The 15,166-nt window shown below is 30.1% G+C and carries 11 protein-coding genes and 1 pseudogene; 5 read left to right on the top strand and 7 right to left on the bottom strand.

Translation table 11 applies throughout. The annotated features are described in order from the left end of the window. The first annotated feature begins 24 nt into the window (after positions 1-24). From OTK55_RS06635 to OTK55_RS06620, 4 genes are all read left to right on the top strand, one after another. Complete coding sequence (locus OTK55_RS06635) at positions 25-2,652, top strand: right-handed parallel beta-helix repeat-containing protein (RefSeq protein ID WP_274871360.1); 2,628 nt, start codon at positions 25-27, stop codon at positions 2,650-2,652. Positions 2,653-3,003: 351 nt separating this feature from the next. Further along, positions 3,004-5,103 carry a beta strand repeat-containing protein gene (locus tag OTK55_RS06630; protein ID WP_274871357.1) on the top strand — a complete coding sequence of 700 codons (2,100 nt, stop codon included), beginning with the start codon at positions 3,004-3,006 and terminating at the stop codon, positions 5,101-5,103. Between the two features lie 283 nt (positions 5,104-5,386). Further along, positions 5,387-7,753, top strand: coding sequence for a right-handed parallel beta-helix repeat-containing protein (locus OTK55_RS06625; RefSeq protein WP_274871355.1), 2,367 nt, complete (start codon positions 5,387-5,389; stop codon positions 7,751-7,753). Between the two features lie 221 nt (positions 7,754-7,974). After that, positions 7,975-10,218 (top strand): beta strand repeat-containing protein, encoded by a 2,244-nt coding sequence (locus tag OTK55_RS06620; RefSeq protein WP_274871354.1) that lies wholly within the window; start codon positions 7,975-7,977, stop codon positions 10,216-10,218. Positions 10,219-10,392: 174 nt separating this feature from the next. On the opposite strand, the gene OTK55_RS06615 is transcribed toward OTK55_RS06620, so the two are convergent. The 7 genes and pseudogenes from OTK55_RS06615 to OTK55_RS06585 all read right to left on the bottom strand — a co-directional run bounded on the left by OTK55_RS06615 (position 10,393) and on the right by OTK55_RS06585 (position 14,013). Then, entirely contained in the window at positions 10,393-10,623 is a 231-nt protein-coding gene (locus tag OTK55_RS06615) for a methyltransferase domain-containing protein (protein ID WP_274871353.1), read from the bottom strand. Positions 10,624-10,655: 32 nt separating this feature from the next. Then, positions 10,656-10,949, bottom strand: coding sequence for a class I SAM-dependent methyltransferase (locus OTK55_RS06610; RefSeq protein ID WP_274871352.1), 294 nt, complete (start codon positions 10,947-10,949; stop codon positions 10,656-10,658). Positions 10,950-11,062: 113 nt separating this feature from the next. After that, positions 11,063-11,955, bottom strand: a pseudogene (locus OTK55_RS06605) (DUF3427 domain-containing protein). A gap of 377 nt (positions 11,956-12,332) precedes the next feature. After that, the gene (locus OTK55_RS06600; protein ID WP_274871783.1) at positions 12,333-12,632 is read right to left on the bottom strand and encodes a helicase-related protein; all 300 of its coding nucleotides are present in this window, start codon (positions 12,630-12,632) and stop codon (positions 12,333-12,335) included. A 6-nt stretch (positions 12,633-12,638) separates the two neighbouring features. Next, a complete protein-coding gene (locus tag OTK55_RS06595; protein WP_274871782.1) occupies positions 12,639-13,298 on the bottom strand; it encodes a DEAD/DEAH box helicase family protein in 660 nt (219 codons plus the stop codon). Beyond that, positions 13,277-13,777, bottom strand: a complete 501-nt coding sequence (locus OTK55_RS06590) for a phospholipase D-like domain-containing protein (RefSeq protein WP_274871350.1) — start codon at positions 13,775-13,777, stop codon at positions 13,277-13,279. The genes OTK55_RS06595 and OTK55_RS06590 overlap by 22 nt, the downstream gene beginning before the upstream one ends. 20 nt (positions 13,778-13,797) lie before the next feature. Further along, positions 13,798-14,013 (bottom strand): NUDIX domain-containing protein, encoded by a 216-nt coding sequence (locus OTK55_RS06585; RefSeq protein WP_274871781.1) that lies wholly within the window; start codon positions 14,011-14,013, stop codon positions 13,798-13,800. A gap of 533 nt (positions 14,014-14,546) precedes the next feature. Here OTK55_RS06585 and OTK55_RS06580 point away from each other — a divergent pair. Next, the gene (locus tag OTK55_RS06580; RefSeq protein WP_274871349.1) at positions 14,547-15,098 is read left to right on the top strand and encodes a hypothetical protein; all 552 of its coding nucleotides are present in this window, start codon (positions 14,547-14,549) and stop codon (positions 15,096-15,098) included. The last annotated feature ends 68 nt before the right edge of the window (positions 15,099-15,166 follow it).

Genomic DNA, 15,166 nt, shown 5'->3' with positions numbered 1-15,166 from the left:
ATTTTTTTAGTAGGAAGATTAGAAATGAAAACATATAAAAAACTGGTGACATTTACAGTTTTAATGATTTTCATACTAATAATAGGAGTATCAGCTGCTAGTGCTACAAGTACTAATGATACAACAAGTAATGTAAATCATACTAGTAGTAGTGTGGCAACCGATACTCATGTTAATGTTGAAAAACTAAATACTGTAAATAAAACTAAATCAACAACTTCTAATAAGAATTTAAAACAATATGGTAACACGTATTACATATCTACTGATGGCTCTAGTTATAATAGTGGTAGAAGTAGTTATGATGCATGGTCATATAGTTATGGATTAAACACGCTTAAGAATAGTTATTATAATAATTCAGAGGTATATCTTCAGCCGGGAACATATCATGTTAATAGTACTGTAACCTTCAATAAGAAAACAACTCTCAGTATTATAGGTAATGGTAATGTTATATTGGATGGAAGAAATAAGACTTCCTGTTATAATATTGTGAATGGTAAAATAACTATCCGTGGTATTAAATTCGTAAATTTCAATGGTAATACTGGTGGAGTAATACATAACACTGCTAATAATACAGTAGTTTATAATAATACTTTTTCATATAATACTGCTAAGCTTGGTGGAGCAATCTATGTTAATGGTGATAATAATAAGTTAACAGGTAATGTCTTCAAAGAAAATCAGGCATCCTATGCTGGTGCAGTGTATGTTAAAGGAATTGATAATCAATTAAAAAACAATACCCTATCATATAATGTAGCAAAGTACAGTGGAGGAGCAATTAATAATCAGGGAACAAATACACAGGTAATAAATAATAACATCCAGAATAACAATGCATATACACTAGGAGGAGCTATAAGCAACTGGAACACAGATGATATAATAATTAGGAACAACACGATTAAAAATAATGAAGCAAACTATGGTGGAGCAATATACTATCGTGGAAACAGTGTGAATATAACAGATAATAAATTCAGAGAAAATAATGCAAGATACAGTGGAGGATCAATATTTGTAATAGGTCAAGACAATCAAATACTAAAGAATGAATTCACACAGAACACTGCAAATAATGGTGCAGGAGTAAATAATCTGGGAACAAATACTGAAATAAATGATAATAAATTCACAAAAAATACAGTGAACAGTGTTGGAGCAGCTATAAATAACTGGAATGCAGAGGATACAACTATCACATCTAATAATATAACAGGCAGCAATGCTAACTTTGGAGCAGTATACGTTAAGGGAAGAAATATAAAATTAACTAAAAACATTATAAACTATAATACAGCAGATATTAGTGGCGGAGCAATATTTAACATAGGAATAGATACACAGATTATAAACAATACAATAAATCATAACAATGCATCTAATCATGGTGGAGCAATCAACAACTGGCAAGCCTCAAACGTGTTAATCAAGGATAATAAACTAAACTATAACAACGCTACTTATGGTGGTGCAGTATATCTTAAAAGTTCAAACTCCAATATAACACATAACACTATAAGATACAATTATGGTGATATTGACGGAGGAGCATTGTATAATATAGGTAACTATAATAAAATCACATTAAATGATTTATCATACAACAATGCAAGCAGTGGAGGAGCAATAATAAACTACAATTCAAAAAACACATTAATATCAAAAAACAACATGACTAACAACTTTGTAAACAGAACAAGAGAAACATATCCAAATGATGACGGTCAATACTCATATAAAGGATGTGGAGGAGCAATCGTAGATTACTCTACAAAAACCACAATAACAGAAAATAAAATTAATTATAACCAAGCAAGCCAATCAGGAGGAGCAATAGAAGTATTCTTCTCTAAATTTGCTAGAATAGACAATAATACGATTAATAACAATTATGCCAATTATTCTGGTGGAGCAATAGATAATTTAGGAGATTATACGAACATAACTAATAATAAATTATCATCAAATGAAGCTCGTACTGGAGGTGCTATATACATTGGTGGTGAAAATAACATAATTAAAGGAAATAAATTATATGAAAATGGTGCTGGACAAGGCGGAGCAATAGCACTTGAAATGATAGCAGCTAATACAACAATCACACATAATGAATTTAATGATAATACAGCTAATGAAGGATATCTTGATGAAAATGATATTGACTATAATGAATACAAAGATTATGAAGATGATGGCTTTAGTATTTATGATTATCTAACTTTAGAGGCTAAGGGAGGAGCTATCTATAACTGTGAATCAAACAGATTAACAGTAACATATAATAAATTCACAGGCAATTATGCTGGTAGAGGTGCAGGAATCTGTACAATGGTCACGCCTAATGTTAACATTGCATATAACAACTTCACTGATAACAGTGGATATGATGGAGTAGCAATATATAATGATGCAGGAAATAATGTGAAAATATCAAATAATAGGATACAGAATAATCAAGTATATAGTAGCGGTATTATATACAATAAAGATACAACTAATACTAAAATTATAAACAATAAAATAACTGGAAATTCATTATCTGGTGGAAATTCTAACGTGATAATAAAAGTCGGTACAAGTAATACAAAAATATCAGGTAACACGATAAAAAATAATATCAATCAGGAATTTTATCAATAAAATATAAATATATTCTTCTCCCCTTTTAACCTCCCTTATTTTCTTATAAGTGATGTATATGTCATATATTATTTTACTATTCTTTTCATGATTAGATGGCATATCTATTAACTATTTATAAAATTAAATTGATAATATTATTTAACATAGAATAAATGTTTACTTTAATAAAATGGATTTTAATATTATTGTGTGTATAGTCTCTTATTTATATATACACATGTGATGAAATCTATTTTATATTTTCATTTAATTTTAGAGTATTAAATAAAATAAATAGAGAAAGAAATATTTTTAGAATCTTATAATTTTCATAATCTAAATCTCTTCTTTCTTTATAGGAATTATAATATGAATAAACTATTAATTTATGCAGTTACTCTGCTTTTCATATTAATAGCAGGAGTGTCAGCGATTAGTGCTACAGACACTAATGATACCGGTATCAGTCCGGATTATAGTAGTTTAATTGAAAACTCCAATGTTAATAATGATACAGTAAGTACTGCAGATAAGGTAAAAGTAACACAGGAAGAAAAGAATACTAAAAAACAGGCAGAAAAATCATACTACATATCCACGGACGGCTCCAGTAATAACACTGGCGGTAGTATTGACAGTGCATGGTCCTATGATTATGGATTAAACACATTAAAAGATAGCAGATATAATAATTCAGTAGTATACATACAGCCTGGAACATATAACGTTAATAGTTCTGTAACATTTGATGAGGATATGACTCTCAGAATTGAGGGAGCAGATAATGTTGTGTTAGATGGAGGTAACCAGACACAATGCTTCAACATACTAAATGGTACTATATCCATCCATAATATTAAATTCCAGAACTTTAATGGCGGTACCGGCGGAGTTATATGTAGCCGTGCTAACAATACTATAATATCTAATAACACGTTCTCTTCTAACCATGCTAAGATTGGAGGAGCAGTTTACATTAATGGAACTGGCAACAATGTAACTTTTAACAGTTTCAATGGTAATTATGCAGACTATGCTGGTGCAGTATATTTTAGAGGTAGTGACAATCAATTGACAGATAACATATTCAGGGAGAATAATGCAACATATAGCGGCGGAGCAGTGAATAATCAGGCAGCAATGACACTGATAACTGACAATACATTCATCAGCAATAATGCCCGTACACTGGGAGGAGCTATAAGTAACTGGAACACTAACAATACCATAATAGAGGATAACCAGTTAGAGGATAATAATGCAAACTATGGCGGAGCAATCTACTACCGTGGAGACAACTTAAAAACCACAGATAACAATTTCAGAGATAACAATGCCAATCGCAGTGGCGGATCCTTATTTATCATAGGACAGGATAACAGTGTACAGGAAAACAATTTCACAAGTAACAGTGCAAAAAACGGTGCAGGAGTAAACAATCTAGGAACAAACACTACAATAACAGATAATAACTTCACAGGTAACACTGCCAGCAGCATAGGAGGAGCTGTAAGTAACTGGAATGCAATAAACACTACCATAACAGACAATAATATAAACAATAACAATGCAGGTTACGGGGCAATATATCTTAGAGGAAGAAATACTAGGATAGAATCCAACACGATAAACAATAACACGGCATTTGCCAGTGGAGGAGCAATATTTAACATAGCATCAGGTACAATAATAACAGATAATATTATCATCTATAATACAGCATCTAACTATGGAGGAGCAATAAATAACTGGAATGATGCAAATACACTGATAAACAATAATACCTTAAGCTATAATAAGGCAGCTTATGGCGGATCAATACATCTGAAAGGCTCACAATCCACTATAACATACAACAATATCTCATATAATACAGCATATAATAAGGGCGGAGCAATATACATTACCGGAAAAAACATAATCATAAGACAAAACATTATAACAGAAAACAATGCAACACATGGAGGAGCTGTAGCAGTAGAACAAACAGCAAACAAAATAACCATAACAGAAAACAACATAACATACAACACGGCAAAATACAATGAAAAAAACAGTTATAATACAGAACTAGGAGGAGCAATATATAATAAAGGCTCCCAAAACCTGAACATAACACAAAACACTATAGAAAACAACCTGGCAGAATACGGCGGAGCAATATACACGGAAAACACGGATAATGCAATCATCAAAAACAACACCATAACAGAAAACGATGCAAGACTAGGAAGTGCAATATACAGTAAAACAGCAGAAAACATTCAGATAACAGACAACAACATAACCTATAATAATGCCTTCACAAAGGGAACCATATACAATAAAGAAACAAACAACACCCAAATCACCAATAACATGATAATCGATAATAAACTACTGGGAAACAACCAGGAAGTAATAATAAAAGACGGAACACACTACACAACCATAACAGGAAACACAATGAAAAACAATAACTATGAATAAAAAAATATAACCTCCTCATTTCTACTTTTTTTATATAAAAACCAGTTCAGATAATCCTACTCAACTATTTATAAAATTAAAAAAATAATAATTATTAACTAAAAAAATTAATTTAAAATGATTAATTCAGGAAATATCCGATAAATCTAAATAATTAGTTATATACTATTAAGATATTTAGAATGAATTGTATTAATCATAGAATAATTAATTAAATAGAGATTAATAAAATTAAATTCTAAAAAAAATTATTCAAAAACTCTTTTTTTAGTAGGAGATAAATATGAAAGATCATAAAAAACTGATAACATTCACTGTATTAATGATTTTCATACTAATAATGGGAATAACAGCAACAAGTGCTACAAGTACTAATGATACAGGTACTAACGTAAACCATACTAGTACTAGTCACGTAATAACTGATTCTCATGTTAAAATTGAAAAGAATAATACTGTAAATAAAACAAAAACAACTTCAAATAAGAATATAAAGCAATCAAGTAGGACATACTACATATCCCCTGATGGCTCTAGTTATAATAGTGGCAGAAGTAGTTACGATGCATGGTCATACGGCTATGGATTAAATACCCTAAAATACCCGGAATATAACAACTCAGTAGTATACATAGAATCAGGTACTTATGATGTAAACAGTTCTGTAACCTTTGACGAAGATGTAACGCTGACTATTAGAGGTAATAGCAATGTTATTCTAGATGGAAATGATAAAACCACTTGTTTTAATATCATAAATGGTAAAATTTCTATATATAATATTGAATTCAGAGACTTTAAAGGAAATACTGGAGGAGCTATACATAATACTGCTGATAATACAGTGCTTTATTATAATACATTTAAAGATAACACTGGCTATCTTGGTGGAGCAGTATATATAAATGGAGATAATAATAAGATAACTTCTAACAGGTTTGAGAATAATAATGCCAGATATGCTGGTGCAGTCTACATTAAAGGAGACAACAACAGATTAACCAGTAATACATTAACATATAACTCTGCTAAATATAGTGGAGGAGCAATAAATAATCAGGGAACACAAACACAAATAACTGACAATACATTCTATTATAACAATGCTAATACACTTGGAGGAGCAATAAGCAACTGGAATACTGATGATGTAACAATAAATTATAACAATATAGAATCTAATGAAGCAAACTACGGTGGAGCAATATACTATCGAGGAAACTCTGTAAACATATATGATAATGGTTTTAATAGTAACAATGCCCGATATAGTGGTGGATCAGTATTCGTCATAGGACATGATAACTATATACAAGAAAACAACTTTACAAATAACTATGCAAATAATGGAGCAGGAATCGATAACTTGGGAACCAATACAAACATAATACATAATGAATTCACATACAATATAGCAGATAGTATCGGTGGAGCAATCAGTAACTGGAATGCAATAGATACAACAATCATAGATAATAACATAACAAGTAATAAGGCAAATTACGGAGCAGTATATATCAAAGGAAAAAACATTACACTATCAAACAATAACATTAACTACAATACAGCAGATACCAGTGGAGGAGCAATCTATAACATAGGAACATACACACAAATAACAAATAACACCCTCCAAAATAACATAGCATCCAATTATGGTGGAGCAATTAACAACTGGAAAACATCAAACATTCTAATAAAGAATAACAATATTAACTACAACAAAGCAGAATATGGAGGAGCAATATACCTGAAAAGCTCACTTTCAAATATTACAAATAATAAAATAACAGATAATGTTGCAAAAAAAGAAGGAGGAGCCATGTATATTACAGGTTACAACAACATGATTAATGCTAATAGCATAGAATTCAATAAAGCAAGTGCTGGTGCTGGTATAAATCTCAACAACTCAAGGTACACAAAAATAGCTTATAATAATATATCTTATAATGAAGCTGTGGATGATTTAGATGATGATAATGAATCTTTATATAATGTTGGTGGTGGAATAAGAAATTATGGATATCAAACTACAATAAAATACAATAACATCTCAGATAATAGTGCAAATGAAGGCGGAGCAATATATAATGATGATAATTCACAAAAACTAACAATAAATAATAATGATATCTACGATAATTATGCAGATTATGAAGGTGGAGCAATATCAGATTATGGATATACTACACGCATACTAAAGAATGATATATTTAATAATAGAGCTGCTGATGGTGGAACAGTTTTATGCTCTAATACAAATTGTTTAATAATGAACAATCTTTTAGAATATAATTATGGAGAAAGAGGAGTAGCTATATTCCTTAGAGCATCAGAAAATATTAATATAACCAGTAATAGGATTCTTTCAAACTATGGAGATGTAGCTACAGCTATTCTCGATATGTACAGTGAAAAAGTAATGATAAATAAGAATACAATTAAATACAATGAAGCAACATACTGTGGAATAATAAATAGCTATGCCACAGTACATACAAGAATTATTAATAATATAATAACAAATAACATACTCTCTAAAGATTATCCAGATGTAATAAATAAAAGCAAAGTAGAGGACTTCAAAACAAGAGGTAACACAATAAAAAATAATAAATTAGTAGTAGCAGGGAATTACACAGCATAACTACTTTCTCCTTCTTCAACTTTTTTTCAATTATAAAAAATTAATTTTAATCAATTATTTATAAAATTAAATCAATAATATTAATTATAAAGACTATTAACTAGTTTATTTTTTTTAAAAAATATATTTTATGAATATAATATAAGAAACATTATATTTATGAATTTAAAAATTAATAAAAATCTTATGAAACTATTTTTTTTTATTAGGAAGATAATATTATGAAAGATCATAAAAAACTGATAACATTCACAGTATTAATGATTTTCATACTAATCATGGGGATAACAGCAACAAACGCTACAAGTACTAATGATACAGGTAATAACGTAAACCATACTAGTACTAGTCACGTAACAACTGATTCTCATGTTAAAACTGAAAAGATTAATACTGTAAACAAAACAAAAATGACTTCAAATAAGAATTTAAAGCAGTCTGGTAACACGTATTATATATCTACTGATGGTTCTAGCAGTAATAGTGGTAGAAGTAGCTATGATGCATGGTCATACGGTTATGGTTTAAATACACTAAAAAATCCTAAATACAATAATTCAATAGTGTATATTCAGCCAGGAACCTATAAAATAAATAGTACTGTGACATTTAATAAGAAAACAACTCTAAAAATTGAAGGAGTAGATAAAGTTATTCTAAATGGAACTAATAGGACTACATGTTTTAATATTGTAAATGGTGAAATTTCTATCTCTAACATTGAATTCAGAAACTTTAAAGGTAATACTGGTGGAGCAATACATAACACGGCAAATAATACTGTAATATCATGTAATACCTTTTCAGATAACAATGCTAACCTTGGAGGAGCAGTATATATAAATGGAAATAGTATCAGCTTAATATCTAATTCATTTTATACTAATCAAGCTAATTATGGTGGAGCAGTATATGTCAAGGGAAACTATAATTATATATATAACAACACACTATCAGATAACTCTGTAAAATACAGTGGAGGAGCAGTAAACAACCAAGGAATACTAACAGAGATAATTGAGAACAGATTCAATAATAACAAAGCTAATACATTAGGTGGAGCAATAAGTAACTGGAATACACCTGATGCCTTAATAGAATATAACATAATGACCTATAATAATGCTAATTATGGTGGATCAATATACTATAGAGGAAACAGTACAAACATATACGGTAATTCCTTTGAAAATAATAATGCAAATTATAGTGGAGGATCAGTATTCATCATAGGACCTGATAACAGTATACAAGAAAACGACTTCACAAATAACTATGCAAATAATGGAGCAGGAATCAATAACCTAGGAATCAATACTAACATAATACATAATGAATTCACATACAATATAGCAGATAGTATCGGTGGAGCAATCAATAACTGGAATGCAATAGATACAACAATCATAGATAATAACATAACAAGTAATAAGGCAAATTACGGAGCAGTATATATCAAAGGAAAAAACATTACACTATCAAACAATAACATTAACTACAATACAGCAGATACCAGTGGAGGAGCAATCTATAACATAGGAACATACACACAAATAACAAATAACACCCTCCAAAATAACATAGCATCCAATTATGGTGGAGCAATTAACAACTGGAATGGAGCAAATACCCTAATTAAAGATAACCAAATTAACAATAATAATGCAAGTAGAGGTGGAGCAATAAATATTGTAGGTGATAATAATATAATTAACTCTAATAATATATCAGAGAATAATGCTACTACTGGAGGGGCAATATCAATTAAAGGAATTAATAATAACTTATTATCTAATAATATAACAACAAATAGTGCAACAAAGCAAGGTGGAGCAGTAAATATAGAAAAATCAATGAATACACTTTTACAAAAAAATAACTTTATCGATAATGGAGCTCAGGATATGAGACCTGGAGGAGCAATATATAATACTGGAATAAATACTAATATAACCGATAATTACTTCATGTATAATGGTGCATTTGGTGGAGGATCAATATATAATTACAAAGTAGAAAATGCTAATATAACCGGTAACACATTTATAAATAATACTGCACCAGGTGGTGGAGCAATATCTATTGATAATTCAAATGATATCCTGATTAATGGTAATATTTTTGTCAATAATACGGAAGATGCTGGAGCAATGGATATATCTTCATCAAATAATGTAAAAATAATAGAAAACGTATTTAAAAATCATGAATTTGGAGTAATAGAATCTTTATATAATAATAATACAATAATATCAAAAAATAATTTTACAAATAACAAATTAGTATCCGGGTCATTAATATTTGATGGTTCAAAAAACACTAGAATAACCAATAATAATTTCATTAATAATAAAGCAGATTATATAATTGGTAAAAGGGAATGTAAAAACATAATTATAAGAAAAAACTTTGTTTATAATAATGAAATTAAAGCAGTAGAATATGAATATGAATTTTTAGAATAAAAATAATAAAAAAATAGAAATAATCTCCACCTACTTCTTTTTTAATAGATTAAGTACTAGAATATAAAAATAGTAATATTGGACTAATTACTCTTTTGTCCAATAGCACAGATGTAGTTTGTATCATTACTAGTGTATACTTCTATATCAGTAAATCCTGCTTATTCTAGTAGGTCATGTAATTCTTTTTCTGATAATACTGTCATGTCCTAGATTTACTACATCACCCAGTCTATCCATCAGGTTTTCATCTTTCTTATCACCATTACATATGAAGATTACTCCATCCTTTTTTAGTACTCTGTGGATTTCACGGAAGTCATTTACTAGGTCTGGCCAGAAGTATGTTGTTTCAAAGCCACTTACAATATTAAAAGTGTTGTCCTTGAAGGGTAGGTCTGACACTGAGCCTGATACTATTTCTACTTGGCCTTCATCTACTTTTTTTTATTATGTTTTGTTGATTCAGCTACGTTAACATCTGAGTAATCTACTCCATATACTTTTCCATTAGTCTTATTAGTGAAACGTTCAATATTAACTCCACCACCACAGCCAACATCTAGTATAACATCATTTTCGCCAACGTTAAGGTGGTCTAATCCCCATAATGCTATTTTTTCGTGGGATTTATTCATGTTATGCACGACCTGTGCTCCAAGCTCACCTACAGGCTTTCTACAGTTTAATATGAATTCATCACTATATTCTTCTTCATTATTTTCACTCATAATATTATACATCCAATTATAACTTATATTTCAATGATAATATTTTAATACAAACTCCTTAAAAAATATTACTACTATATAAATAAAAAAAGGTTAATGAAAATAGATGCAAATCAATCTATATCATTAACTAGGTAATTATATAATTCTTCTTTTACTGGATAGTGTAATTTATATTTAAAGTTTACAACAGGAAGTTCCTTTTCTTCATCATTTTTTATTTTTGTTTCTTTATAGTCTATAACATCCACTTGTCCCATGTAATAGAATTCACTTCATTCATCATCACTTTTCTTTATAAATAGACCTTTTTGTAGTTGTTTGTTGTGAATGATTTCCTGTGGTTCTTTACTATCTAGTTTCACATTGTTTCTTGTCATCCAGCTGAATATTTCCCGTGATATAAATTCATCCTGGTATTTTGTACTGTCTGATATGTTGTCTTATTTTTTGTATATTACAAACATTGGTAGGGTATTATATTTTATTCTATAGCCATAGATTGTGGCACTATCATTTCCAGGCCAGTTTAGTAGCCGACATACATCTTTTCTTGAATATTTCTCGTAGAGTTTCAGGTTGACATTCTCGGTTTGAGGACAGTATTTGTCAGTATATCTTATAGTGCATAGTCTATTAAGTCTTCAAAGTGCTTCTTGTATGTATTTGATTGAAGGTAACTTTTGAATTCATCTGTGATGCTGTAGTGTGTTGAATCATGTTCGTGTATGTCCTCTATATTATCTGTACAGTTAAAGTATGTTACTCCTTCATACTTTTTCTGGTCATTCTTTTTTAGAAATGATTGATTAAACATTTTAAAGCAGTGTTTTATTGATTCAAAGTCATCTGTAATACCATATTCCTGTAATTTTTCTTCTACTTGTCTTACTGTAAAATACTCATTATCTCTTAGTAGTTGTAGTATTATTAGCTCATGCGGTCTTTTTCCATCCGCAAAGTTATCTGTGATGAATTTCAGTGATTTGGTTTCATCTCTTATCATGACTTCTTTGTATTCATTGTCGTAGGCTATTAGGAAGTCATGGTAGCAGTCAAACTTGGCATGGTTTAGTATTATTATTGGGTCTAGTTCCTTGTTTTTATAGAAGTCTACTAGGTATGGTATTCTGTTAAGCTTGTATTTTAGGTTCTGGTATTTTTCCTTGAATAATTTGATATTGGAGAAGCTTGCATTGTTAATTGATTCATATATCCTTTTTCTGGATATTTCATCAAAGTTAATGGTTGATGATCCAATTATCTGCTTGTTTGCCTCCATGAGATATCTTCTTGTTGAGTCTTTGTCATATGATGTGTCACCAGATAATGCTAGTGGTATTAGGAAGTTGTTTTTATAGTTTCCTATGAAGTCGATTACTACTACGTATTCTTTATCTTTGTTTTACGTAATCCTCTACCTAGTTGTTGTATGAATATAATTGATGATTGCGTTGGCCTTACTAGTAGTACCTGGTTTACTTCCGGTATATTTACTCCTTCATTGTCAACAGTTATAATGTATTCAAGTCTGTCTTCACGTTCATCATTTGTTAGTCTGTCAATTGCATCCTCTCTTACTTCTTGTTTGTCTTCACCTGTAAGTGCTATTGTTGGATGTCTTTTTTTGTTGAATTTCTTTGCTAGTTCACGTGCTTCTTTCTTGGTACTGCAAAATACCAGTGCCTTTCATCTACTACCACTATATCCATAGAAGTCTGATTTTTCAAGAATATAATCCACACGAGCATCTGATGTTAAGTATCTAAACTCTGATTCATCAGTTAGTACTTTACCATTTATTTCCAGGTCACTTATTCCAAAGTATTGGAATGGACATAGTAGGTCCTCTTTTAACGTATCCTCTAATCTGATGTCAAGTGGTACATTATAATCAAATAATTCATAAATATTAAAATCATCAGTACGGTCAGGAGAAGCAGACATTCCCAGATAGAACTTAGGTGTGAAGTATTCAAATAGTTTCTGATAACTATCTGCTCCAGCCTTATGCACCTCATCAATATCAATATAATCAAACTCGTCCCCAGAATAACGAGTATAAATATGGTCCTTATTCATAGTCTGTACAGTAATAAAGAGGTACTCCTTATCATAATCATGACTGTTACCAGTTAATAATCCAAACTTATCATCTTCACCCTTAAATACATGCTTATATGATTCAATTGCCTGTTTTGCTTTTTGTTCACGGTAGACAACGAAGAGAAACTTCCTAGGATGGGCAGCCTTAACAGCAAATGCTGATGCATAAGTCTTACCAGTACCAGTAGCAGATACTAATAATGCTCTTTTTTCTCCCTTATCTAATAATTCATTAAAATTGATATGAATTCTCTCTGCATACTATTAGGTTTAAAACTAGTCACAGCACGATTTTCAATAGAACCTTGAAGAGGTCTATCCTTACTATTATATGTAGACTTGTATTCATCTAATATATCTGATACATTACTAGATTTACCCCAAATTTCTTTGAATTGCCCTAGAATATCCTGTAAAAGTTCACAATCATACAATGATGAAAAGCCAAGATTCCACTCCTTATTCACAGTCAAAGCCTTTAATGTTAAATTAGAACTACCAATAATACCAGTATAAACATCACCTGATTTAAAGAAGTAGCCTTTTGTATGAAAGCCCTCTTCCTGGTAAAAAAACTTGACCTCAATATTACTAAACTCTAATAACTTCTCTAATGCCTCAGGTTCAATGAAGTTAAGATAATCAGTAGTTAAAATCTTACCCTTAACACCTCTATGTTCAAGTTCAAGTAGATCCTGTAAGAGGGGAGTGAGGCCACTCATAGTAATAAAAGCAACACTAACTAGATAGAAATTAGGATATTGCCACTCCAACTCAAGAGCAAAATCCAACATCTCAATATCAGCGTCAAGCTTCTCCCTAATTTCACGCACAAGAGCCTTCTCAGAGACTCACCAGACTCAATCTTACCACCAGGAAACTCCCACAAATCCTTAAACTCACCATAACCTCTCTGGGTAGCAAAAATACGTTCATCCTTAAAAATAATAGCAGCCACAACATTAACCTTCTTCAATAAAAATCCCTTCTTATATATTCATTCATCAAAGTAGTCAGAATCTAATTGTTTTATCTCAAATTTCAGTATAATATTTACTCCTTATATATTTTATCATTAAGTTAGTTAGAATGTCTCCATCAACTAGTACTAAGTGGACATTAGTTTTCCGGTACTAATTATTGTAAATATCCTCTTTTTTACTTCCTATAATTGATGCTTTTATTAGATGAGTACAAGTCCAACCAATCCTATTATAATATTTTAATGCACTTGGATTAAATTATTTTATTCATATCTTCTTTTGTGAATTATCTAATATTTCTAATACATCAAGATACAACTCTTTACATGAAAGTATAATCATTTTAATTAAATATTTCTACTTATTATTCTAATATATTATTTATAAGAACTTTTTAATAGAATTTATACCTTCATATGAGATAAATTTAATTAGGATTATTAAAATATATAAATATGATAATTATTCATTAATCTGATATATTAATGAAAAAAAAGGATGAAAAATAATGAGAGAGGATAGAATACTAATAATATGTATCTGTATCATAATATGTGTAGTAGTCATAGCAGCATCTGCAATAATTATCACAGACAACCAAAAAGACTCCGCAAACCAATTACAAAACACTACCACAGTACAACAGACAAACAATAACACAGGCAGTAATCAAGCTTCCAGTGGAAGTAACAGTGCTTCTAGCAGTTCACAAGCAACTCAAGCAACAACAAGCAATAATTTCCCCTCAGTAAAATCAGCGACATTTTACTCTGATGGTAATCCAAACACTGGAGAATCAGCAACAATAAATGTGGGAAGCGAAAACGCTGGAAAAACAATTAACATAGCTGTGTATTACTATAGAGATGGAAACACTATGAATACTCCTTCAACACAGGCAGTTACCGTAGGACAAGATGGTTCTGTAAGCTATACTGATTACACTGCAATGCCAAAGTACCCTGACATGGCAGAAATTGATATTACATACAATGGAAACACTGAATCCAAAACATTTTCCCTAGGAAAATACAAAGGAAGTCAAACAAAATACGCATAAAAGAACTTCCTATTCTAAATAACTTTTTTTTATAAATCTTTTCTTTAAAATTATTGAGACATAAATAT

Source organism: Candidatus Methanosphaera massiliense (genome assembly GCF_028890305.1).
Classification (GTDB): domain Archaea; phylum Methanobacteriota; class Methanobacteria; order Methanobacteriales; family Methanobacteriaceae; genus Methanosphaera; species Methanosphaera massiliense.
The sequence above is the reverse complement of the archived record's forward strand: the minus strand, read 5'-3'. Positions and strand labels throughout refer to the sequence as shown.

Bases quoted from the DNA above. Each gene is read 5' to 3' on its own strand.
- OTK55_RS06635 (WP_274871360.1), top strand. From the start codon at position 25: ATGAAAACATATAAAAAACTGGTGACATTTACAGTTTTAATGATTTTC.
- OTK55_RS06630 (WP_274871357.1), top strand. From the start codon at position 3,004: ATGAATAAACTATTAATTTATGCAGTTACTCTGCTTTTCATATTAATA.
- OTK55_RS06625 (WP_274871355.1), top strand. From the start codon at position 5,387: ATGAAAGATCATAAAAAACTGATAACATTCACTGTATTAATGATTTTC.
- OTK55_RS06620 (WP_274871354.1), top strand. From the start codon at position 7,975: ATGAAAGATCATAAAAAACTGATAACATTCACAGTATTAATGATTTTC.
- OTK55_RS06610 (WP_274871352.1), bottom strand. From the start codon at position 10,949: ATGAGTGAAAATAATGAAGAAGAATATAGTGATGAATTCATATTAAAC.
- OTK55_RS06590 (WP_274871350.1), bottom strand. From the start codon at position 13,777: ATGAGTGGCCTCACTCCCCTCTTACAGGATCTACTTGAACTTGAACAT.
- OTK55_RS06580 (WP_274871349.1), top strand. From the start codon at position 14,547: ATGAGAGAGGATAGAATACTAATAATATGTATCTGTATCATAATATGT.